The sequence below is a fragment of the Shewanella sp. GutCb genome (assembly GCF_002836135.1).
In the GTDB taxonomy this organism is placed as follows: domain Bacteria; phylum Pseudomonadota; class Gammaproteobacteria; order Enterobacterales; family Shewanellaceae; genus Shewanella.
The window spans coordinates 129,720-153,709 of the sequence record NZ_PJBL01000026.1 but is presented as its reverse complement, the minus strand read 5'-3'; the positions used below and the strand labels follow the sequence as shown (position 1 = coordinate 153,709).

Below are 23,990 nucleotides of genomic sequence, written 5' to 3'. Positions count from 1 at the left end.
CAGATAAAATCGACGTTTTAGCTTAGTTTTTACTTTGATTTGTTACGGGATTGCGGCACTATGAAACGATTACTACAACAAGGTTTTAAATATGCTAACAACGCAAGAATCTGTAACAACTGATGACATATTGCGCAAGCTGTGTTTGTCGGTTTCTCACGTGCTTTCTAGCACGACTAATAGTCAGATCACGCACGCTGGAATGGTGCAATCCATCACGCGTACTTGTTTAAAACCTGACTTAGGTTGTTTTTCAATTTTTGACGGTGGTTTCTCCGGATTAGTGGTTATCAATTTTTCAGCGCCAGCAGCAATTGAAATTTACCGCGAATACATGATTAACATGGGAATGCCAGAGTCTGAACTCGCGTTCTCCCATACCTCAGATGAAGTCAGTAATGTGATGGGCGAACTGATGAATCAGATGTTAGGCGATTTCATCAATAAAATAAGTAAAGAACTGCAAACGTCGATTAGTCAAAGTCAGCCAAAAATGTTGACGATTAATAAGGAACTTACCATTTCGGTTGATACCAACCTCGATGAAGCCGTGGCGAGAAGAGTGTCTTTCAAAACACAAAAAAACCATATCTTTTATCTTGAATTCGCAATGGATAAAACTGAGTTCATTAAGCTAAACGATTTTGATGCCGATGAAGATTTCGACCTAGACGATCTTTTAGCAGAACACGGTCAAGGCAGTGGTTCACAACATTCAAAGCAAGTACAGAATAAGCAAAAAGATGTTCAAATGAGCACCAGTGCAGATGATCTGTTTGATGAATTAGGGATTTAAGTGGCGTATCTAGTGGGCAACTTCGGTTGCCTGACTGTATTGATTGACGGTATTAATTAGACGTAATTAAGGCGTGCTATAGCGTTATTTATATAATAATAAGAAAGGTTTAAATAAATATTATGGTCACAAAAGCAACCTCAATCGATATCGCCTACAAAGCAGGGGTGTCTCAATCTACAGTGTCTAGAGCACTGAGAGACAGTCCTTTAGTGAATTTGGAAACGCGCCAGCGGATCCAAGCCATTGCAAAAGAGCTTAACTACAAAGTGGATAAAAATGCCAGTAACTTGCGGATGCAAAATAGCCAAACGCTAGCCTTGCTGCTTTGTGAAGATCCAACTAACGATGATTCATTAATTAATCCTTTTTTCCTATCAATGCTCGGCTCTATAACACGCGCATCGGCCCAAAAAGGCTATGACTTACTGGTCTCATTTCAACAGCTAAGTAGTGATTGGCATGCTGACTACGAAGACAGTAATAAGGCCGACGGCATCATACTGCTTGGTTACGGTGACTTTGTAGATTACGAGAGAAAGTTAGCAAGATTACTTGAGCAAAATACCCACTTTGTTATTTGGGGAGCTGAACATAATCATAAGTCGGTTCTGACCATAGGTTGTGATAATCATCAAGGCGGCATGAGCGCGACAGAGCATCTATTGGCACTGGGTTATAAAGATATTGTTTTTGTGGGCGACTCCTCAAGTCACAGCCCTGAATTTCGAGACCGTTATCTGGGTCATCTGGCCGCACTAGAAAAAGCCAACATAAAACCGAGTGAGACAATCCCTTTCGAAGCGATAAGTACCGAAACCTCGGGCTTTGAGGCGACTAATAAATTACTTAACAGTGGCGAGAAGTTTGACGCCATTTTTGCGGCAAGTGATCTTATCGCGATAGGTGCAATTAGAGCGCTCAATGCCAAAGGGTTATCGGTACCCGCTGATATTGCAGTCGTAGGCTATGACGATATACCAGTGGCAAGTTTTGCTAATCCACCTTTAACCACGGTTAAGCAGAACACCAAACTTGCTGGAGAAATTCTAGTCGAAAGCGTGTTAAAGCTGATTAATGGCGAAGAGGTATCACCACAGTTGATCCCGACCAATCTTGTGATTAGACAATCAACTTAGCAGTTTAAGATGTTCTAAGGTTGACGAAGCACATAGACCATACTCATGAGCACTAGCGGCCTTGGCTCGCCAAGTACCTTTGCACGTTGGCTTTGCTTTGTTTGGTTATTGCCTGCATCAACTTAAATTCAGGGTGTTGAATATGATGATCTTGTTTAAGATCATCGAGCATCACTAACCATAGGTCCGCCGTCATTTCTGAATCCGCTAACGCTCGGTGAAATACACCGTCGTGTTCAATCTGCTTATAGTGGATCAAACTGCCAAGTTTATGGTTCGGTGCATCTTGATAAAGTCTTCTGGCTATTAACATAGAACAGGCGAATTCACCGCTATAGTCTCGACCTATCGATTTAAGTTCGGCGTCTAAAAAACGTTGATCGAAAGAGGCGTTGTGGGCAACCAGATTATAATCACCGATAAAGTCCGCAAATTGATCCATCACTTCATCGCAAGGTGCAGCGCTACTGAGCATTTGATTGCTAATGCCAGTGTAACTTTCGATAAAGCTGCTAACGCGAAACCCTGGGTTCATTAACTCTTGAAACCTATCGATGACAATGCCGTCTTTTAACATCACAGCTCCGATCTCTATCGCACGGTCACCTTGGGTGGGCGATAAGCCGGTGGTCTCGAAATCCAACACAATAACGGTGTTGGCTTTGCTGCTAAGTTCGGTGCTTAAACGATGAGAGTCTACTGCAGTTGAAAAGTGTGCCAATGTGCTACGCGCCCTATTAAATTTGTCGTTATTGTAGTTCTACAGCGAAGCGAGTCAATTTAAATGTTGTGGTTAATTGCATACCGCGGCGTTATTACGTCGTTTAAGACGACTAATCAGCCGTTTTATGATCTCGACCAAATTACTAAATGCTAATACTTGTTAGTATCGCCGCAAATTATAGTGGGTAACAAATATGCAATTAGATTTAAATGGTATAACGCCAAAACAGTTTCTAGAGCAGTACTGGCAAAAGAAACCACTGGTGATCCGTCAAGGCTTTAAAAACTTTAAAGATCTTCTTTCACCAGAAGAGATGGCAGGGCTTGCTTGCGAAGACGTGGTTGAATCACGCCGCGTGTTTAAAGAACATGATGAATGGCAAGCTGAGTTTGGCCCATTTGAATCTTATGAAGAACTTGGTGAAACAGACTGGACGTTAATCGTGCAAGCGCTTAACAACTGGGTGCCTGAAGCTGAAGAACTGATAAAATGTTTTGATTTTATCCCACGCTGGCGCTTAGATGACGTCATGGTCAGCTATGCCACACCGGGTGGCGGAGTCGGTCCACATATCGATCTTTATGACGTATTCATTTGCCAGGGTTCCGGCCGACGTCGTTGGAGAGTGGGTGATCTTGGACCACATAAAGAATTTGCAGCGCACCCAGCATTACTGCACACCGAAGCATTCGACCCCATCATTGATGTTGAATTACTACCAGGCGATATCTTATATTTACCGCCAGGGTACCCTCATGACGGCGTCACGATAGAGCCATCAATGAGCTTTTCTGTGGGTTATAGAACTGCGTCAGCCAAAGATATGATCAGCGCTATGGCAGACCACATCATCGACAAAGATATGTGTAATGAGCAAATTGCCGATCCTGATCGTGTATTAAGCGAAAACTCTGGTGTTGTTAACAACGGCGATCTTGAGCGTATTAAGCAACAACTGTTTGCCACGCTTGATGACAAGTTAGTTAGCGAGTTTAGCGGTCGTTACCTCACTCAATCTAAGTGTGAACTGGATTTGCCAGAAGAGTGTTTAGGCTTCCAAAGCTTAGATGTGACCGAGCAACTTAAGCAGCAGCCTTTAATTAAGCTTGGCGGACTGCGTACCCTGTATTTCGAAGCAAGCGTTGCTGACGGTGTGCTTTATATCAATGGCGAGCAATTTACGCTTTCAGCCAGTCGAGAAGCGTTGATTGCATTGTTATGTGATACCCAAGAGCTAACTGCAGTGAACTTAAGCCCGTGGTTAGAAGATATCGAAGTGGTTGAGCAATTAACCGCTTGGGTGAATGCTGGCTACTGGTATTTTGACGATATCGACTAAATTTACCTAACACTAAAGATTTAAAAATGGGTTCAGTGGCTGTTGTCGTTGAACCCTTTTTTTGCTCATTGTTTTAAGGAGGATGTAGCGAACAAGCTTAATTATCTTATATTGAGTAGGGGCAGCGCTAAAAGATGTACTGCCATACCGCCCCTAATGTATCAAAATCGCTGCCTGCTTGAGTTATAACTCCTGTGCTGGCGTAGAGTTTAATGCTATTGCTTCTGTTTATTGGGGCTGAATAGGTAATACCAAAACGTGAATTTTCTTGGGAATCGAAAGAATCGATTTTATTTTTCTCAGTCTCGCCGCCGAAATAAAAATTGGCATTGAGCGACAACCAGTGACCTCGACTGAAGTTATAAATTAAGTGACCTTGTAGGGTATATTGTGGCTCTTGTTCAAGTTCCACATCGTTAAAGTATGCATCGTTATCGCCATAAAAGCGCACAGATGCAATTAAGTCGTAATACCAATCTCCCAGTTTGTGGGACATGCCTATTCCTGGTCTAAATACCCAGCGATTTGCCCCTGAATTAATTAACTTATCTTTATCGTACGATCCAATGGGTAGGGTAAGCTGCAGACTGGTGCCAACGACCACTCCTTGTTGCCAAGCACTGAAGTCTTGCGGCTTTAATGCTGGCGCACCGTAAAAATTCCAAGAGAGTCGAATGTTGGGGTCGCCATAACCGCATCGGTCTGCGCTGACACGCTGACCTTGAAAATCGGCGCTGCCTTTGTAGCAGATACGGCTGGCTGTCATGTCTATTTTTGCTGAGCGTCCCGCTAAGGCAAAAGTATGAGCATAACCTACAACCCCAGCATCTATGCTGAGATCGGCATTATCAATCGGTGCTGAAGGAGCGGGTGATAGATCACCTTCTGAGTGGGCTACACCCACGACTAAAAAATTCATCCCAATGGGGATATTGGTATAACTTCTGGGTTCTAAATCTTGTGCAAAGCAAAACGTTCCGCAGCTAAAAAGCGTGACAAGCGCTAGCACTTTAGCGGGAACGATTAAACGATGCTTATATTGTTGACTAATATTCAACCAGTATCCTTACTTGATAAATAATGAGTAACGCTTAAGCTGCTCAGTTGTTAACTAAAACGTTGATTCACACTCTAAGTTAACCAATTTGTCAGCTTAATCAAGCATGTTATGCTGCTTAATATTAAAGAGATACTCACAAGCAGTTTTTCTAAAATCGCAAAATCAATCGAAGTCACTCAAATAGGTCGTTAAGTGTTACCAAGAATATCCATTGAACAGTCAATTCAACAAGCCCTCGCAACAGCGCATCAAGATGCCGTTGATGCGGCTAAACGTGCCCATGACACGGCGACTGGCAGCGAAAGTGTCGCTGAAAATAAGTACGATACTTTTGGCTTAGAAGCATCATACCTTGCTCACGGTCAGTCAGTGAGAGTGGCTCAGTGCAAAGACGATATGCATGCTTACGAACAATTGTTTGCCGTATTGAAACATAAAGCGGCAACAAGTGCCTTGCTCGATGTATCACTTAACGTATCAAATACAACAGCCAAGGAAGTCGCAAAACAAATAGCGCTAGGCGATCTGGTTGAGTTGATTGATGAAAACGATAAATTCAGTAGACTGTTTATGGGCCCGAGTGCAGGGGGCTTAAAAGTACAGACCGCAGCGGGAAGTTTTATGCTGATAACACCTCTATCTCCCATAGGTCAAAAATTACTGACACGTGAAGTCAATGATGAGATAGCGCTAACGGTTGCTGACAAGATCCATTGCTATGAAATCAGTGCAATAATCTAGTCTCTAATTTAAGAAAACGCTTAGCGTTAACCACTAAACCGAATAGTAATTAACTCAAAAGGATTTATATGGCATTAATTACCACCGAGCGGCTTATTTTGAGAGAAGTCACCTCAGCCGATGCCGAGTTTATTATGGCGCTCTATAACGAGCCTAGTTTCATCGAGGGGATAGGTGATAAGCAAGTTTATACTGTCGAAAAAGCGATCGAATATATAGCCAACAGCTTTACTAAAAGTTATCAAGACAATGGTTATGGTATGTACTTAGTCGCACTGCGCGATGTTGGTACGCCGATTGGGATCTGTGGTTTGATCCGCAGAGACTATCGGGATGACTATGAGCTTGGTTATGGCTTTGCTAACGCATTTTGGTCGAAAGGTTATGCACGGGAAGCGGCAACATCCGTGCTGGAGTACGGCAAACAACAGTTGAATGCTAAAGCGTTTATTGCGGTAACATCGATGTCTAATCAAGCATCGATAAAGGCACTAGAGGCATTAGGGTTTGTCTTTAGTCAAATCGAAAAATTGGCGGCGTATGATGAAGAAAGCCGTTTATTTACACTATCAGTTGATTAAAAGATCCGTTAATTCAAGAGCCAGTCGAGTCACTAAAGATGTCCATTATAGTAGAAATAGGTAATGTAACTATTCGTCAATTCGAAAGAGCGATCTGCAAACCTTTGCTCGCTATCGAGCAATACCTTTGGTTGCACAATATCAAAGCTGGAGCAATTACACCTATGATGATGCCATTAAATGATATGACTCAATGCAGGGCACACATTGGGGAGGTCGCCAGGGGTTTTACCTTGGCACCGGAAAACCAAGAAAGGTATTGGCAGTAAATCACTTTCGGCTTTATGGATCACCTGTTTAATACGATGAACAAGTATCGGATCATTGCGACCACCGATTGCGACAATCATGCGGCTTATAAATTGTTAGAAAGAGTCGGCTTTCGCCGGGAAGTTCATTTCGTAAATAACATTTTTTTTAAAAGGCAATGGGGCAGTGAGTATCAATATGCGTTGCTAAAGTCCGACAGAGGCTTAAGTCGGTAATATTGACGGTTCTGCTTTAATACTAGGTTCTAATAGACGTTTTGAATCAACAGTTTGAATAAAGGCTTGCTTAGGTGATTAAAAAAGCCCGTTAGATTCATGCTAACAGGCTTTTAAATTTATTCGTCAATGATGATTTATAATAGTTTTATCAGTTATTTAACTTGTCAGTCACGACACTGTAATTATCCCAAACCTGCTTATCTGACATCGAACGCACAAGCTTAATATATTCAGCATGTGTCCAAGCCAGTGGTGTGGCAGAGTTTGTGCCTTGGCCTTTTGTGTACTGATAGCGAGTAGGATTGCCGACGCCATCCCATGCTTGCTCGGGTAACATTAAACCTTCGTTGGCAAAGGTTTCCATGCCTTGTACATACGTTTGAATCAGTGCTTTGTGGCTATCACTGTTTAAACTGTTTGTTTTAATCGCTTTGGCAAGTTCAAAGTGACCACGTTCCCCGGTAAAGAAAGGCCAGACTCGTCCACGTTGACCAGGCGTGTTTTTACCTTTTTCTGCATAACTTTCGCCGTTGATCTGGTCTTCACCATAGCCATCATTTCCGTAGCGGCGATAGCCTGGGATGAGTGAGCCATCTTTAGCTCTGAACTGGTATTTGACTCTTAAGTTGTCTTCTAAATTGGTGTTATCAATCAAGCTAACGCTGTTGGTTATGGTCTGATCATTCGCCGCTGTAACACCGTATCGAACCAGTTCTAAAAAACCACCATCAAGGATAAGGCGCTGATCAAGGCCCGCTCTACCATTGTTGTCGCCGAGTTTAGTGTTGCTATTGGGTTCACCATTGGGAGCGAGCCTGACAAAATAGGGCTGAGCGCTAACTGGCTCTTTAGCGGTTGCTGAAAGTTGCCCTGATGTGGTGACCATCAACTTGGCTATTTTACTTTGCATCTCTTTGGCGGTGCTTAAATATAAACTAGCGGCTGTGGTGTCACCCACGTGGGATGCGATATCACTGGCAGTAATAAGGCCTGAAATTACCGCAGCGGTTGTCGATGGTGAGTAACCTTGTTGCTCCTCCCAACGCTCTTGCTGTGTTCTCAAAGGGGTAATATTTGTGTGATTCCAGTCTAAATTCACCTCTCCGCCATTAACCAAGAACTCGGCAGCCGGTTTTAGCATTTTATGGTACCAGTAGGTTATTTCAATATCTGACAATACGCCCGCTTGCCATAGCTTCCAACCAAGCATAATCGGCATGGCAGTTTGATCTAGCTGTACACCCACCCATTCAATCTGCCCATCAACGTGGGTCTTTTGTAAAAACCAGCCGGGCGTGCCTGAATAGCCAGGCGTCTGTGCTGTGACTTGCACTTTTTCTAAGTACTCAAAGGCGGTTTTAGGAGTTTGAGTATCACCCATGGCAAGAAATGCCATGGCGCAGTGGTAAAAGTCACGAGGCCAGACGGCTTTGTAACCCGTACTACCGACTTTTGCAGATACGGTATCTCCCCACGGGTTTGATAAAGAGGCAATCAGTGCCCCTGCGTGGGTCTTGTCTTCTTGTGCTTTTAGCACTAGTGCACTGGCAAACAGCAACTTACCGTTATCGGTCGTGGTATCAACCATTCTGGTGAGCGCGGGTAGCGAGCGAAGATAATCTTCCCAGCCAAGATGTTCACCTTCACCATTAAAAGCGGCCAATACGTTATCACTGCCTCGAGCAAGGGTATTATTGGCGTTTGCTACGCTAATCTCTATGTCTTTGCCAAAACCTAAAACAACATCAAAACTGATACTAGCGGCGTGTTGACCTGATTCAATTATCGGGCTCGGATACTGCGCCGTTAGTGCAACATTGCCGCCTTGATTAGCGTCGCTGGTATTGGTGTAACGCCAATTCATCTCTCCGTTTTGCCGTAAATCTGTTAATCCGTCAGATTTACCGACAAAGCCGACACTGGCTTGCTCAAAACCGAGATTTGATTTAACGGTCATGACGCTGGTGTCGGTCACTGAAGTTGAGACTGAAAACAGCTCGTTGGCACTGTCATAGCGTGCAATATCATTGGCGCCGCTGTTATCAATATGGGGGTTAACATAAAGATAAGGTGTTACTCCTGCTTCGAAAGCGGTAAAGATCACTTTCATCATCAAGGTATCGCGATCAGGGTCGGTAAAAATGTGTTTCTCTATCTGGTATTTACCGTCGCGGTCTTTATTAATGAGTTTATATGCAAGTGATAATGGTCGGCCCTGTTCGTCGGTATGTAAATACTCAATCGAGTGCAGGGTATCTTCTTTCTCGGTATCGACAAAGCCGTTACCCGTAATGACAAATTGCATCTCTTTAAGCTGAGCATTATGGATAAGGCCAAACATGGTCTCGGTAACGACACCTTGTGCCAATGAAAACCAAACACGGCTCAGCGGGTTTTCAGCGGTGTTTTGGTAACGGCCATCGACATAAGGTTCGTATGAGGTGCCGATCCCTGTTTTTCCTGCAAATGCCCAAGTGGGCTCTGCGCCAGGTATTCCGGGTGCTACCGTGTCTTGTAGGCTTATATCTGTTGCAAGGGGAAGAGCAGTTGTTTCCGTTGATTGCTCACCGCAACCTGTAAGCATTAAGCTCATACTGATCGCAGTGGCCAATATTTTATGTGTTAGTTTTATCGATCTTGTCATTTTCATCCCCAAAAACCTTATTAATTATCTATCTTTTTTAGTTATTTCTTATTGGCTCTGTCCGTCAGAACAGCGTTTATAGCCTAAGCGTTACAGCAAGTGATTAATGACCATCGACATTAACTCTAAGTACGGCAATGCCCGCTATCATCATAAAAATGCCGCCGCTAATAAGTGCGTAGATAGGTTGGCCATCAAAGCAGATCCGTAAGATAAGGCCTAAAACACTGGCGGCTAGCAGCTGTGGGATCACAATAAAGAAGTTGAATATGCCCATATAGACGCCCATTTTCTTGGCCGGTAGAGCATTCGATAGCATTGCATACGGGATAGATAGAATCGAAGCCCAAGCAATACCAACGCCTATCATCGGTAGCCAAAGTAAGCTTGGATCATTGATAAATATAAAACTGATAAGACCAAGGCCACCGCAAAATAGATTGATGCAATGGGTGACTTTGAGGCCACATTTTTTAGCGACGATGGGAATGAAAATGGCTGCAATGGCTGCAAATCCGTTATAGACGGCAAACAATAAACCGACCCAATCTGCACCATCATTGTAGGCTTTAGATAGCACATCTTGAGTACCATAGTGGTGATCGGTAACCGCTGCTGTGGTATAAATCCACATTGAGAATAGTGCGAACCAAGAGAAAAATTGCACCAGTGCCAGTTGAGACATCGCCTTAGGCATATTAAAAAGGTCATCTACAACACTAAAGATTAACCCCTGCTTTTCACGACTTTTTTTGTGGTTGTTTGTTTCATTATTTTCTTGGCTATGACTCTGTAGTGCCTTTACTTTTTGTGCACAGTAATATTGAAGCGGTCCGAAAAACAAGATGCCTAAGCTCAAGATAAACAGTTGTTTATCCCATTCTAATAGCCAAATTGCTGCGGTGAACAAGATACCTATGCTGGTCCATAAAACACTGCCGTTTTGATACTGGTGCGCATCACGTAGCCCAGTTCTCTCTGTATCGATATTCTGATCTGAATGTTGTTCAAATAAAGCGAGCTCTTCTGGTGAGTATTCTTTGGTTGAAAAAACGGTCCACATCACCGCTAAAAACAGCACCGCGCCACCAAAATAGAAGGCGTAACGTACCGAATCTGCTATTTCACCAGCGGGTGCTGTATTGCTAACGTCGAAAAAGTTAGTCAAGACATAAGGCAGTGCTGAGGCGATAACAGCGCCAATGCCAATGAAGAAGCTTTGCATCGCATAACCAAGAGTGCGCTGTTTATTGGGCAAGTTATCGCCGACAAAAGCGCGAAAAGGTTCCATTGCAATGTTTATCGATGCATCCATGATCCACAGCATTCCTGCCGCGACCCATAGTGCGGGCGAGTGGGGCATGACGAAAAGTGCGAGGGTAGTGCAGACTGCACCAAGAACAAAGAAGGGACGTCTACGGCCCCATTTACCCCAGGTGTTATCACTTAGGTAGCCGATAATAGGCTGTACGATAAGCCCTGTCAGTGGGGCTGCTATCCATAGAATGGGAATATCATCAATTGATGCCCCAAGCGTTTGAAAAATACGGCTAACATTGGCATTTTGCAGTGCAAAGCCAAATTGAATGCCTAGAAACCCAAAACACATGTTGAATATTTGCCAAAAACTGAGCTGAGGTTTCTGGTGTAGTAACGGCTTTGTATCAGACATGAACCATCCCTTTCAGGTTTATAATTATTATTGTTGGTCGAATCACGATTAAAAAATAGGCAGCTGCCTGCGACCTTTGCTGGCAGTTACCTTAAACCTCTGTCATTAACAAAGTCACAGACCTACTAGTTAGCGTAGTTCTGCTGTATTTTGTTAGAAAAGGGTGAAAGCTAACAATATAAATTGCTAGAAACGACCCTACTTCTATCGTCCACACCACAAGCTGAACATGAATAAAAGTAGAATTTCATGTTACCCTTGAGCTGGAATTAGGCACAACACAATACATACGTATTCATGCCGTGCATTTAACTCTAATGAAACACATTATTAACGGAGTCTTAGCGGATGCTGAAGAGTTTTAAATTGCAACTGATTGTTATATCGATATTTTTTTTAATATCTGGCTGTAATGTTGCAAACCATGGTTCATTTACCAGTAAAACCTATCAAACACCGGCTCAACAAGAACGGCTGGTAAACTTAGGGCCAGTGGTGGGTGAAAGTTGCCAGACACAGTTTTTATATTTAGTGCCAATAGATGAGAGTGTTTCCACATTGGCGGCGATTAACCAGGCAAAGCAAAAAATTGAAGGTACCGTCATATTGGCTGACATGATCATTGACGATACGCTTTCAATTCAATTTGGCTATTCAGAGCAATGTATAAGTGTGCATGCGATAGCCTATGGTTCGCCTGTTAACGATTGAACCAGCGGCATTAGGCTTCTTCACATAAGGCTTTGCCTGCTTGATAACAGCTCGGTTGTCTTGGGCAAACGGCACCGCGTGAACAGATCAGCCGTGCTTCGTTTTGAATGCCACGTTCTACCCAATTGATATTTAGAATTTTTGCGACGCTCATTAGGTTTTGTTTAATATGTTTAGGCATATCTACTGAACCGCTATTGTCTGCACAGATCTGTTTTAGTTCTGCAGCGATAGAAGCAGCATCACCGCCTTGGGCATCAATGGCGGGGTTAAGATCGATACCTGCGCAGAGCACGTGATTGTTACCCGCCATATCTTCAACTTTTATCGACTCACAGCAATAGATCCTTGGCTCTTGAGCCACATCCAAAATAGATATTTGTGCAGATGTTCCAACTTGTGGTTCGTTTATCATTCTAAATACGGCCCAATGCTGGCAAGGGTCTTCGACCACCCGCATGTTGCCCCATGGCAGGGGAATGCCGTTACCACGGTAAACAGCTTTTAATTTACCCGGTGCATAGGCATCAAAGTAATGCCAATGAGGATAAGGGGATACTACCGTCATACGACGCATGGCTACAGAAGCCGAGACACCAACGGTTTTATTGACGTTAATTTCATAACCATGTCGGTCAAGTAGTTGCCTAAACGGCACTTTAGGGCAAAGCAGTGCGCCGGCAAAAAAGCTTGATTCAAAATCACGCCAAGCATGCAAAATATCTTGGGCATTTAACGTCGATGATGCTGGGGTGGCTATCTCTTCATGCGCAGCAGTATGGCGGCGGCCTGCTGTTAGAACGCATTTTAAACCGTCTTTGTTGTGTAATACACAATGACCAATATGCACTGACAGGTCGTACTTGAGTCGTGTTGGATAGGATTTAAGCATCTTGTTCAGGTAGATGGTTGAGGGTGGCTCAAAAAATGATGTCACTACATGGGCGGTGCTGACCCCCATTTCGTCGACGACTTCTTGCGGCGTTCTGTCGATCCACTTAAGTTTAAGCCCTAACGATTTGGCAATATCTTTTATGTCCTCTAACGCGAGTGGTAACCGCTTTTGACCGACCTCTTCAGCTGCACGTTCGAGATCAGGGAAGTGATTTTGATGGTGCTCTTGGTGGGCCCGAATGAGTAAATGGGCAAATTCACGCCCTGTTGTACCTGTTTGTGACAACATTTCGGGTATGGCAATCTGCAAAATATCACTCGAAAACAGAAAACTGGGTTCTAAAGCCATACCACTTATACCACCTCGACGACCCTTATCAGGGGTGATCGCATCGTCTTCAGGTACATCATCGAGGAACCAATCAACCTCTTTTTGGAACACTGTGGCAATGACGGCTAACATGCCAGCACTGGGCACGCGTTTACCCCGTTCAATCATCGAAAGGTAAGATACAGAGGGGGCTGACTCAGGATCAACACGCACACAACGGGCAGACAGATCTTCCATTGTAAGGTGATTTCTTTTACGCAAATTTCTAATCTTGGTACCGAGAAAATGTGACTTTCTGATCAAGCTCTGATTACTTTTCATATTGTAAAATTCACAGTGTAAAATTTTTATTGTGAAATTGTAATGAAATTTGCACTAGACTACAAATCAAGCAGTCAGAAAACGAACAAGTTTTTTGAAAGCAAATGAAGTTAGCAACGATGAACGACCTATTTTAGGATTGAATGAGGACAGGGCTATGGATATATCAACAATCAATAATACTGCAAATAACCACGAGAACAATCTATATATTGGTGCAGAATTTGCTGATGTGAATGTTGTCAGCCAGGCAGCAAATGACACAACAACACCCTGTGCTAAAACCTTTTTGGATAATAAGTTTCCGCTAGCAATAGGATCACATAAAGACGCTTGTAGTTATGTTGTCTACTATCAACAGCTATTAGTGTTTATGAAAGACGGTAGCCAAACAGGCTTACGTTGCCCAAAGCAGTTCGTTGCACTTAACGGCTATAAGAGTGAGCCAACAGCCATTTTGCTTAAAGACAATGGCGTTCATGTTGAAATGACGTTCGACAGCAAAAGTGAAAAGGGCGCACAGGATTGTGCCAATATTGAAGATATCTTAGTTGAAGGTCATCAGTACTGGATTAGTTTGGTCAATGTTGAAAACTCTATCGTAGCGTCATCGGTACTCGATCAAGTCTTTACCGCCAAAGACGGTAGCGACTATGAGTTAAAGCGTTAGTCGAATAAACTTTTAATGGATTGTTATAGCGACGAACAAAAAAGCCCTTTAACAAGGGCTTTTTTAGTGATAAAGATGAGATGTGACTCGTCTTTCTGTTTACGTTTGGGCTGTTTGGCTATCTTGTTTAATTAAGCGCCTTAAATCTGATTGCAGTACCGCCGCTTGACGCAAGTGAGAGGGTTAATAACTGATCACGGCTAACAATTTCGCTTTCGATAACATAGTCGTAAGGATTAGTACGCCAATCAGCATCTTTACCGTCACGATAGATTTCAGCCCGGTAGCGAACCCCTTGGGTTAGAAAGTCTAATTTAACGTCGACATCTCTGGCATTATCATCGGTAATTGCACCAAGGTACCAGTCCTTACCTTCACTGCTACCGTTTCGCTCTTGTCTGGCAAATACCACAAACTCACCAACTTCACCTGCTAACGCGACGCTGTTGCTCCAATCGGTTGGTACGTCTTTAATAAATTGAAAAGCATCTAAGCGCTCAACATAGTTTCTTGGTAGATCTGCCGCCATCTGTATCGGGCTGTAAAGTACAACATATAAGGCCAACTGCTTAGTTAAGGTGGTTTGTACACGGTTAACAGCATCAAGCCCTTTTGGCGCTAAATCAAAAATGCCGGGAGTGAAATCCATTGGCCCTGACAACATGCGGGTGTAGGCCAGCGTTGTGGTGTGAGAGGGGTTATTAGGCGGAGTGCCCCACGCATTGAACTCTTGACCACGGGCACCCTCGCGGGCGATCCAGTTTGGGTAAGTGCGGCGAAGGCCAGTATCCTTTATCGGTTCATGAGTGTTGATACTGATGTGACGTTTCGCAGCTTCTTTAACACTGTGAAGGTATTCGCCAGCCATAAACTGGCCATCATGCCATTCATGTCGAGTAATGCCGTTTTCATCTACGCGTTTAATACCACCACCATCAGCCACATAACCGGTTTTTATTTGGCTAACGCCATGCTTTTGATAGAGATCATAAGCATCTTGCATCTGGTTACGGTAATTGGTCACAGAACCTGATGTTTCATGGTGACCTATCAGTTTAACCCCTTTTTCCTTGCCGTAATCACTTACGGCTTTGAGATCGAAATCAGCGTAGGCCTGAGTAAAGCTAAACACATCGCCATTATGGAACCAGCTACCGTCCCAACCAATATTCCAACCTTCAACCAGTACGCCATCGAATCTGTTAGCTGCAGCAAAATCCATATAGCGCTTGGTTTCACTCGTGGTTGCACCGTGTTTTTCACCTGAGCCCCAGGTGTTTTCATTGAGGTGCATGCCCCACCAAATACCAACATACTTACCCGGTTCCACCCAGCTGACATCGCCGAGTTTGTTGGGCTCGTTTAAATTTAGGATCAAATTTGAGTTTAATAAACCCGTCGCATTATCACTGATCTGAATGGTACGCCAAGGGGTTTTAAATCCTGCTTGGGTTTTAACTAAGCTGCCATCTGACCAAGGGGTTAGATCTGCCTTTAGCTTACCAGTGCGGCGTTGATTGAGCGTCATTGCAGCATAATCGACCAATGCGGCTTCATGAATACTCATGTGGACGCCCGATGCCAACTTAAAAGTCAATGGCGTATGCACATTGGTGACTTTGTCGAGTGTGGTATTGCTATATAGATATTCATAGCGATTCCAGCCGCGGGCTGGGATCCACCAAGCCTGAGCTTGTTCAGCTTTAGGCACTGAAAATTCAGTGAGCTCATTGGTAATGACTAATTGGTCAAGCTCACTTTGCTTAGGCAGTTCATAACGAAAGCCAATACCATCGTTGAATGCTTTAAAGTGCAGTTTGAGTTGGTATTGTCCATTACTGAGCGTAGTGGTGATTTGATGATAATTATCTTCAATCCACTCTTGCTCACCCCAAGGTTGCTGCCAACGGTTTTCAGTTGAGCTGTGTTTGCTTTGTTCTATTTTAAAACCTTGACCAAATTCCCCCAACGATTTAAAAACCAGTCCGAGTCTAGACGGAGTAATGACCTCTTGCCCTTGAAATTCAACGGAATATTCTGGCTGGCCATTGTCATCTGATAGCGTGACAACAATTTGTTTATTGGGTGAGGTCAACGAAACGCTTTTAGCTAACGCACAATGACTTGTAAATGCACTGACCAGCAAAGAAGCGGTAATGGCCATGGTGGTTAGTTTAACAGGGGATGAACGCCTATCTAGGGCCTTATATGCAGGGTGCCGAGTTGTCATTGTGCAATCCTTTTTCTTGAATTATTGTTTTTGAATTAAGAATTTTGTTGTTGTAAGCATACTAAGTTGAATATTGAAGTGGCTGCAATGGACTGCATACGTATTCAAATCTGTATCTAGCGCTGTGTTGGCAGAGATAAAAAAAAGTCACTAAATTTGTGCCTTCTCAAGAGATACGCGCTTTATTAAGATAGAAAGAGCTATTGATTTAGCTTTAACATCAATATCCTGGATTGATTTGGCGCGAGCGTTATCGCAACTGTCGCGTCGTAGTGTGTGACATGTAATGTATCGTTACTCTGCTTTGTTTGTTGCTGCACGGCGTCTGCAGCCAATAGATCCACCAGCGCAATATTGCCTAAAGGTAAATTCCAGTTACGGGTCAATGACAGAGGTAAGTGCAACGTGAATTGCTTTGTTTGCTGTTGGCTAAAATTATTAACGATGATGAGCTGCTGCTCTGCGGAATAACGGCTAAAAGCGAAGATTTGCTCATCATAACCATTAACCTTTTGTAAGCGGTTAAAACTGTCGAGTTCGACATACTCACCGGTTAATGCGGGAGCGCTGTGACTGAGGTTTAACAACTCAACATAGTAGCGGTGAAGCTCAAGCTCTTGTTGGGTTGATTGGCCGCCATCGAACTTACCATTATTCATATATCGTTGATGCGCAGGTACGCCGATATAATCGAAGATACTGGTTCGAGTCGGGCTGCCAAACCCTGGGTTTTCAGCGCCTTTTTCACCCACTTCTTGGCCAAAGTAAATTAAGGTCGGTGCACTACTGATCGTAGTTGATACCACCATGGCGGGCAGGGCGGCAAAGGCATCACCCGCAAAATCTGGGCTCGCAATTCGTTGCTCATCATGATTTTCTAAAAAGTGCAGCATATTTGCTTCAATGTCAGTAACTTGTGCTTGTTTGACCGCTATCGCAGCAGTGCTCTCTTTGCCTTGAATGATGCCTTTAAGAGTGTCATACATGTCGACTTTGTCGTACAGGTAATCCATTTTACCGAGATGGATATAATCTCGGTATAGTGCAGGGTTATACACTTCAGCTAATAGAAACGCATCAGGATTCGTGTGTTTAATATTGGAATTTAAATAGCTCCAAAACGGGACAGGCACCATCTCCGCCATATCGTAGCGAAAACCATCGACGCCATTTTCCAACCAAAATTGAGTGATCTGTTTGAATTTAACCCATGAATCTGGGATCAACTTATCTTTAGGCGCGAGTGCTAGATCTGCGGTTTCGATTGCGAGCCAGTATTGATAATGCGCATTCACATCCTTACTGCTCATTGATCCATCAAGTACTGGGAAGTCAAAACTACCATCAGGTTTAACGCCGTAGTTAATTTTAACCGTTTCATACCAGTCATTAGCGTCAGGCTGCGCTGCGCGGGCACCATTGCCTGTCCATTTGGCAGGGAACTCTTTGAATTTGCCATCGGCTAAAGGGTGTGACTCACCCACTAATGGTTGGTTTTTAGGCGATAAATCAGGGACTTTAAATGCAACTGGGGTACTTTTACCCATCGCTGTCGTTTGAACAACATAATAGAAGTTGTTGTGGCGCTTGTAAGTTACGCTGGTGTCGTCATAAGCCCCAAAGCTAGTTACACCATTTTCAGCGAAGGGTGATTGATATGCTCTGGCAACATGGTTTGGCACAATATCGATTATCACTTTCATGTCTTGTGCGTGTGTACGTGCTATTAACGCTTTAAACTCTTCAAAACGATTTTCAACGTTGTCGGCTAGGTCCGGATTAACGTTGTAATAGTCTTTAACGGCATAGGGCGAGCCTGCACGGCCTTTGACAACATCTGGATCATCATCGCTAATGCCAAATTGTTTGTAGTCGCCTATCAACGCATGGTGAGGTACGCCGGTATACCAGACATGGGTAGTGCCTAAAGACTTGATACTATTAAGTGCAGTTTCATCAAAATCACTGAATTTTCCAACACCGTTTTCAGTGATAGTGCCCCATGGCTGGTTGTTAGTATTCTTATTGCCAAATAGCCGGGTGAAAACCTGATAAACAACAGGTTTTTGGAGATCATTGTTTACTGTGTTTTGCGTATCGGCCGCAATTTGTTTAAAGGAGATCTCATTGTGCTTGTTCGCACTCACGGCTATGCTCTTTTGCTCTTGCTCTGAACATCCGCCCGCAAGCAGGAAAACAGGAAACAGCAGGCTGATAAGCAGTGCTTCACTTTTTTTACTGCCAAACTCTCTTTTTTTACAGCCAAAAGCTAATCTTGATAGCGTCGGCTTAAAGAGATGATTAAATTTATTAACAGTCATTAAAGTGTAACCTTATGATTATTAGTGTTTTTGGTTGTATTTTCTTAGTTTCAGTTGGTTATACTAGTTTAGTGTTAACACCAGTACTCCATTAGCAGGAACGGTAATGGTTTGAGTGATATTTTGCGTTTTCTGCGTCAATACATCAGTGGCTGATGAAAAATCAGCTAGTGGCTGTTTAAACCTGTCGCTATTAAGCAGCACGTTATTAGGGTTCTTATTCATCACTACCATGACGGTTTGCAGCGCATCAATTCTGAAGTACACATAAGTGCCATCTTTAGGGACGTAATGGATTAACTTTCCATGATGAATAGCTGCAGAGCTTTTTCGGAAATTGAGCAGAGTTGAAACGAACTTCTGCGCATCGATTTGCTGTGGATTTAGTCCTTCTTGTGTATAAGCATTTTTATTATCAATTGGCCAACCACCGGGAAAATCGGCACGTACTGTACCGTCATGCCTGCCCTCTAGCGGACTGGTCATCAACACCTCGGTACCATAAAAAATCTGTGGAATACGGTTTGAGGTAAGGGTGTACACCATGGCCATCTTATAATGGCCTAAATCTTCGTTCATCAGGCTAAAGAGACGATTTGTATCGTGGTTTCCTTCAAATAACACTAGGTTCGTCGGGTCTGCGTAAACAACATCATTGGCCATCATTTCATAGAGCTGGATAAAGCCTTTGTCCCATGACTCTGGCGTATTAACTGCGTCAAGCATGGTTTCGTAGAGTGGGAAATCCATTAGGCTTGGCAGGTAAGATACATAACCATCTTTGTTGGTTTTACCCGCTTGCCAATAGGAGACGGTAATGGGGTTCGCCGTCCACTCTTCACCCACAATATTAAAGTTAGGATACTCGGTCATAATAGCTTTTGACCACTGTGCTAAAAAGGCCTTGTCGGCATAGGAATAAGTATCTTCTCGTATTCCACTTAAGTTTGCATATTCAACCCACCAAATACTATTTTGAATGAGATACGTTGCAAGCTTTGGATCTGTTTGATTTAAATCGGGCATGCTGTCGACAAACCAACCATCAACAAAATGGCTACGGTCACTTGCAACGGCATAGGGATCTTGTACCGTAGTGCGCCTGTGACTGGTGAATTGCACCTGACTTAGATTGCTACTATGGTTTGTCGTTAATCCATTTACCCATGTCGAGCTTGGAATATCTTGCATCCACCAATGGTTTGAACCGATATGGTTGACGATGATGTCTTTAATGATGCCAATCCCTCTATCGTTTGCCGCAGCGACCAGCTGGCGATAGTCTGCATTACTGCCAAAACGAGGGTCGATATGGTAATGATCAGTGGTTGAGTAACCATGATAAGAGTACTTTTGCTGATTATTCTCAAGTAGGGGATTGATCCAAAGCTGTGTTATGCCGAGCTGTTCAAGATAATCTAGGCTGTTGAGAATACCTTTGATATCACCGCCATGTCGGCCATCTTTATCGGCTCGATTAGCTGTTTCTAACATGCTGATGTGATTATCATTTGACTCATCGCCGTTGGCGAACCTATCGGGTGTGATGAGGTAGATAACGTCACTGTTATCAAATCCTTTTCTTTGGGCCGAACCAGCACGCCTTTGTTTAATATCATAGTCAAACTGATGTTGTGTGCTGCCATCTTTAGCGAGCGAAATTGAAATAGTTTGCGGCGCAGCATTTTTAAGTGAGAGGCTAATGAATAAGTAATTAGGATTGTCGGTTGTTGTCGTTTTAACAATGCTGATGTTAGTGGGGTGTCCATTTAGTCTGGCTTGCAGAGAGGCAATATCATCTCCATGTAGCATAAGCTCAAGTGTTGGATTTGCCATATTTGCCCACCAAAACTCGGGCTCGATTTTCAGATGAACAGGGATCCTTTCTTGCTGACTAAATGCCGATGTAACCTCGCTGATGCTCTCTGTAGAGGTGCCCATAGCGCTAGTCGTTAGGATCACAGATGCCACAATGGTAGCGAAAATAGCATTGAAAGAGCGGTAAATAAGCGTTGATTGCATCATAGGTGACCTTGTTGCAGAGCATTATTTTTATAGCAAAAAGCCTACTTCATCGTGAAGTAGGCTTTTGATGCTCCAGGATTACATACTGTAACTAAATCCTAGATAATATTGACGACCAAAGGTTTGAATGGTACCTGTTTGCTGCGGTTGCCCAAAGTAGGTTTTGTTAGGCTCATCAGTCAAGTTGTTAACCTGGAGTAGCAGTTTCAAGCCATTATCCATTGCATAAGATGCTTGATAATCGAAAATCGTTTCAGCATCAAAAAATGCTAATTGAGATTCGACAGCGACCTGCTCTGAAACATACTCACTACGATAACGCATGCTGACACGGGTATCGAAACCCTCGAGTGAATAAAACAACGTGGTATTAGCAACATGTTCAGACAAACCAGGTAAAGGTATAGAAAGTGATTGACCACTCAAATCTGTTTCAAATTCAACTTCGCTGTCTGAAAATGAGTAACTACCTGTAAAACCAAGACCACTAAATGCGCCAGGAAGGAAGTCAAAGATCTGCGTGTAAGTCAGTTCAACACCACGGATATAACCGCCGTTATCATTGTTAACCGCAGTTTGATATTGACCTTCATCTTTAACCACTGGGAACTCTACGCCGTTGTCGACGATGGTATCAGGAACAATAAAACCCGCTTTTTCAAAATCAAAAGGCACAATAGTAAAGTTATTAATGAATGACTTAATATCTTTATAGAAAATAGCCAGTGCAATAGCGCCTTCACTATCTTCAAAGTAATGCTCATAAGAAAGGTCATATTGGTCGGCATAAAATGGGTCGAGTAATGGACTGGTGTTTCCCCAAGCGTTGTACTTTTTATAGCCTGGAGTTGCAGAGTCATCATACCAAGAACCCATGCCTGATTTTAACTTGTCTATTGGTGGACGCGCCATTACCGATGCTGCAGCAATGCGGATTTGGTCGTTGTCTGTTAAATGGAAATTCAAGTTGATTGAAGGTAGGTAATCTGTGTAGGTTTTGCCCACTTCATTACGAACGTAATCAGAGCTAATCACACCTTTCTCATCTGCGATCTCTTCTCCTAAACCAAAGCCAACCTGCTGAAGACCCTTGCTCGATTGGTCGGTATTGACAACGCGCACACCAATGTTACCCGTCACAGGCAGGTCGCCAATCTCTAGGTTTAAATTGGCTTGTACGTAACCTGCAAGCACATCTTCATTGACTGAACCGCTTTGGATCATGGTCCAGTTATTATCCCAGTTAGCCGTTGGTGTAAATGGATCTTGTCCTGTGGCTGCGAGCTGTTGATTAACCAGGTCTACCGCTTTATCAAAATCGATTTTTAGGAAACTTGGGTAGTTTGAAAGATCACCGCCAAAGTTAACCACATCTGTCATATCGTCTGTTAAACGCAGAACAGGTTGATTCGCTGGGTTATCGCCATACTCAAAACCGTAACCAGCTTGTGAGCGTTGTGCGTTAAATTCGCGCTGAGAATAACGCACACCAAAATCAACCGATGAGATGAAATTATTATCCAAGGCATAGTTAAAATCTAGTTTGTAAGCGATAAGATCATTTTGTTGATCGTATGGCCACATACCAACTTCTCTAAGTCCTAATGTCGCCGTATCGGTGTAACTTTTATCAAAGCTTACATCGGCAGGATTAAGACCATTTAGTTGGTAATCAACGGACTCAGATGCACGAATTTGATTGTCGATATCATCATATATAACCGCTCTTGTGCCGCCATTGACGAACTCACCATCTGCTTTTGAATAACTAACATCGGCAGCAATGGTCAAGGCATCACCGTCATTCCACGTCACATTAAACGCACCAGAGGTGAGTGTTGAGAACTTAGAGTCGTTATCGTTAACCACAAATACTGCAAAGTTATCAGTGCCATCGGTCGCAACAGTACCGCCTGTCATCGAACCATTTTGCACTGTAGCGTTGCTAATATTGCCGTTTTTAAGTGACTTTACACGAAATCCTCGAGCAAAATTTTCTGAATCAAACTTAGAATGGAACAGGTCCCCTTTAATGCTCCAGTTGTCATTGGGTTGCCAATGAATCGCGCCCATATAACCATCGCGGGTGTCTTCACCGCCTTTTTGTTGCATTTCGAAGCCTTCACTGATTGATTCAGCTTCGCCATCGCCGTTGACATCGCGTGAATCATCATTAAATCTCAGGCCGATGAATTGACTGGCAACATAAGGCTGATAAAGGTGCGCATAGCCCACTGCCACGCCTAAAGTATCTTCAAGGTACTTACCTTGATAAGAAAAGCTTAAACGGTTACCAAACTCTTCAGCATCGGCAACATCACCGGCTTGATCGTTGTAGCTTCCACGTACATTCACTACAAACGAATGCTCTTTATCACTCTGTAAAGGATCTGCTGTTTTTAATTCAACGGTACCTGCAACGCCACCTTCAATCAGTGATGCTTTTTGAGATTTGTATACTTGTGCTTGCGATATTAACTCAGACGGGTACTGATCAAATTCAACTGCGCGTTTACCACCAGTGGTAACCTGTTCACGGCCATTTAATGTGGCGAAAACAAAATCACCGTCAAGACCACGAATATTCAGGCCACTCGCTTGTCCGCCCGTTCTAACGGCTGTGACACCAGGTAAACGTGTTAGTGCGTCGGCAATTGATTGGTCTGGTAAAGCGCCTAAATCATCTGCAGATATGCTTTCAGATACTGTGTCAGCAAAACGCTTATTATTTAAAGATCTTATAACGCTGGTTCTAAAACCTCTAACTTCAATAACTTCTATTTTTTCTTCTTGTACTTTTCCTTCCGTTTCTACTTTGGCTTCTTCAGCAGCATAGCTGCTCATACTTGCCCCTGCAGCAACTAATGCTAAGGTCAGCATACTAGGTTTAAATTGCAACATCTCCATCCCCTTTAACTAAACTGTCGGCTAGTTATTATTTTTTTAATTATCACTGACGTCGTAACAAAACTGGGTACAGAAGCGCACTTGTTACAACAAAATCGCAGCGTTTATAAGTGTATTGTTGCGCAACGGTGAAGATAGTACTCCCGAGATTCTGACCATAACAATGTTATGCATACGTATTCAATGGTTTCATAACTGTAAATTAACCGATGGAAGGACATTTGTTAACAATGTTCGGCACAGGCTTATTAAGCTCTAGTTATTGTTTTAAAACAAGATTTTTAGTCTTACATGTTTGGTGATTGTTAATGCTATTACTGCATACGTATGCAGGGATATTGAACCTTATTTCGCTATTCACGTATGCTGCCAACATTCCAACAACAAAAGCGACCG

General features: G+C 43.3%; 17 protein-coding genes. 7 read left to right on the top strand and 10 right to left on the bottom strand.

All coding sequences use genetic code 11. From position 1 onward, the window contains the following. Positions 1 to 91: 91 nt before the first annotated feature. Both CXF86_RS16055 and CXF86_RS16050 read left to right on the top strand, forming a co-directional pair. Positions 92 to 796, top strand: a complete 705-nt coding sequence (locus CXF86_RS16055; protein ID WP_101090943.1) for a DUF3334 family protein — start codon at positions 92 to 94, stop codon at positions 794 to 796. A gap of 122 nt (positions 797 to 918) precedes the next feature. Next, on the top strand, positions 919 to 1,935 hold the full coding sequence (locus CXF86_RS16050; RefSeq protein ID WP_101090942.1) for a LacI family DNA-binding transcriptional regulator: 1,017 nt from the start codon (positions 919 to 921) through the stop codon (positions 1,933 to 1,935). Positions 1,936 to 1,987: 52 nt separating this feature from the next. Here the strand turns inward: CXF86_RS16050 and CXF86_RS16045 are convergent, their stop codons facing one another. After that, positions 1,988 to 2,656, bottom strand: a complete 669-nt coding sequence (locus CXF86_RS16045) for a 3'-5' exonuclease (protein ID WP_101090941.1) — start codon at positions 2,654 to 2,656, stop codon at positions 1,988 to 1,990. A gap of 196 nt (positions 2,657 to 2,852) precedes the next feature. Between CXF86_RS16045 and CXF86_RS16040 the strand changes: the two genes are divergently transcribed. Then, the gene (locus tag CXF86_RS16040) at positions 2,853 to 3,998 is read left to right on the top strand and encodes a ribosomal protein uL16 3-hydroxylase (RefSeq protein ID WP_102039494.1); all 1,146 of its coding nucleotides are present in this window, start codon (positions 2,853 to 2,855) and stop codon (positions 3,996 to 3,998) included. 127 nt (positions 3,999 to 4,125) lie between these two features. Here CXF86_RS16040 and CXF86_RS16035 read toward each other — a convergent pair whose 3' ends face one another. Further along, positions 4,126 to 5,055, bottom strand: a complete 930-nt coding sequence (locus CXF86_RS16035; RefSeq protein WP_257985394.1) for a transporter — start codon at positions 5,053 to 5,055, stop codon at positions 4,126 to 4,128. A gap of 195 nt (positions 5,056 to 5,250) precedes the next feature. Here CXF86_RS16035 and CXF86_RS16030 point away from each other — a divergent pair, with 195 nt between their 5' ends. Both CXF86_RS16030 and CXF86_RS16025 read left to right on the top strand, forming a co-directional pair. Continuing rightward, complete coding sequence (locus tag CXF86_RS16030) at positions 5,251 to 5,799, top strand: transcription elongation factor GreAB (protein WP_257985392.1); 549 nt, start codon at positions 5,251 to 5,253, stop codon at positions 5,797 to 5,799. A 68-nt stretch (positions 5,800 to 5,867) separates the two neighbouring features. Beyond that, positions 5,868 to 6,380, top strand: coding sequence for a GNAT family N-acetyltransferase (locus CXF86_RS16025; RefSeq protein WP_101090939.1), 513 nt, complete (start codon positions 5,868 to 5,870; stop codon positions 6,378 to 6,380). Between the two features lie 176 nt (positions 6,381 to 6,556). Here CXF86_RS16025 and CXF86_RS22790 read toward each other — a convergent pair whose 3' ends face one another. The 3 genes from CXF86_RS22790 to CXF86_RS16010 all read right to left on the bottom strand — a co-directional run bounded on the left by CXF86_RS22790 (position 6,557) and on the right by CXF86_RS16010 (position 11,184). Then, positions 6,557 to 6,730: a hypothetical protein gene (locus tag CXF86_RS22790; protein WP_180961087.1), complete on the bottom strand. Its 174-nt coding sequence runs from the start codon at positions 6,728 to 6,730 to the stop codon at positions 6,557 to 6,559. A gap of 286 nt (positions 6,731 to 7,016) precedes the next feature. Next, positions 7,017 to 9,518 carry a glycoside hydrolase family 15 protein gene (locus CXF86_RS16015; protein WP_374702342.1) on the bottom strand — a complete coding sequence of 834 codons (2,502 nt, stop codon included), beginning with the start codon at positions 9,516 to 9,518 and terminating at the stop codon, positions 7,017 to 7,019. A 97-nt stretch (positions 9,519 to 9,615) separates the two neighbouring features. Continuing rightward, positions 9,616 to 11,184 (bottom strand): MFS transporter, encoded by a 1,569-nt coding sequence (locus CXF86_RS16010; protein WP_102039492.1) that lies wholly within the window; start codon positions 11,182 to 11,184, stop codon positions 9,616 to 9,618. Positions 11,185 to 11,532: 348 nt separating this feature from the next. Between CXF86_RS16010 and CXF86_RS16005 the strand changes: the two genes are divergently transcribed. Further along, entirely contained in the window at positions 11,533 to 11,895 is a 363-nt protein-coding gene (locus CXF86_RS16005; RefSeq protein ID WP_257985391.1) for a hypothetical protein, read from the top strand. A gap of 10 nt (positions 11,896 to 11,905) precedes the next feature. On the opposite strand, the gene CXF86_RS16000 is transcribed toward CXF86_RS16005, so the two are convergent. Continuing rightward, positions 11,906 to 13,441 (bottom strand): DUF3612 domain-containing protein, encoded by a 1,536-nt coding sequence (locus CXF86_RS16000; RefSeq protein WP_101090936.1) that lies wholly within the window; start codon positions 13,439 to 13,441, stop codon positions 11,906 to 11,908. 157 nt (positions 13,442 to 13,598) lie between these two features. Here CXF86_RS16000 and CXF86_RS15995 point away from each other — a divergent pair, with 157 nt between their 5' ends. Then, entirely contained in the window at positions 13,599 to 14,111 is a 513-nt protein-coding gene (locus CXF86_RS15995; RefSeq protein ID WP_101090935.1) for an aldolase/citrate lyase/malate synthase family protein, read from the top strand. A gap of 127 nt (positions 14,112 to 14,238) precedes the next feature. On the opposite strand, the gene CXF86_RS15990 is transcribed toward CXF86_RS15995, so the two are convergent. From CXF86_RS15990 to CXF86_RS15975, 4 genes are all read right to left on the bottom strand, one after another. Further along, complete coding sequence (locus CXF86_RS15990) at positions 14,239 to 16,341, bottom strand: glycoside hydrolase family 97 protein (protein WP_102039491.1); 2,103 nt, start codon at positions 16,339 to 16,341, stop codon at positions 14,239 to 14,241. A 200-nt stretch (positions 16,342 to 16,541) separates the two neighbouring features. Next, positions 16,542 to 18,662, bottom strand: a complete 2,121-nt coding sequence (locus CXF86_RS15985; protein ID WP_102039490.1) for an alpha-amylase family protein — start codon at positions 18,660 to 18,662, stop codon at positions 16,542 to 16,544. Between the two features lie 63 nt (positions 18,663 to 18,725). Further along, on the bottom strand, positions 18,726 to 20,687 hold the full coding sequence (locus CXF86_RS15980) for a glycoside hydrolase family 13 protein (RefSeq protein ID WP_257985390.1): 1,962 nt from the start codon (positions 20,685 to 20,687) through the stop codon (positions 18,726 to 18,728). Positions 20,688 to 20,765: 78 nt separating this feature from the next. Then, complete coding sequence (locus CXF86_RS15975; protein ID WP_102039489.1) at positions 20,766 to 23,588, bottom strand: TonB-dependent receptor; 2,823 nt, start codon at positions 23,586 to 23,588, stop codon at positions 20,766 to 20,768. Between the last annotated feature and the right edge of the window lie 402 nt (positions 23,589 to 23,990).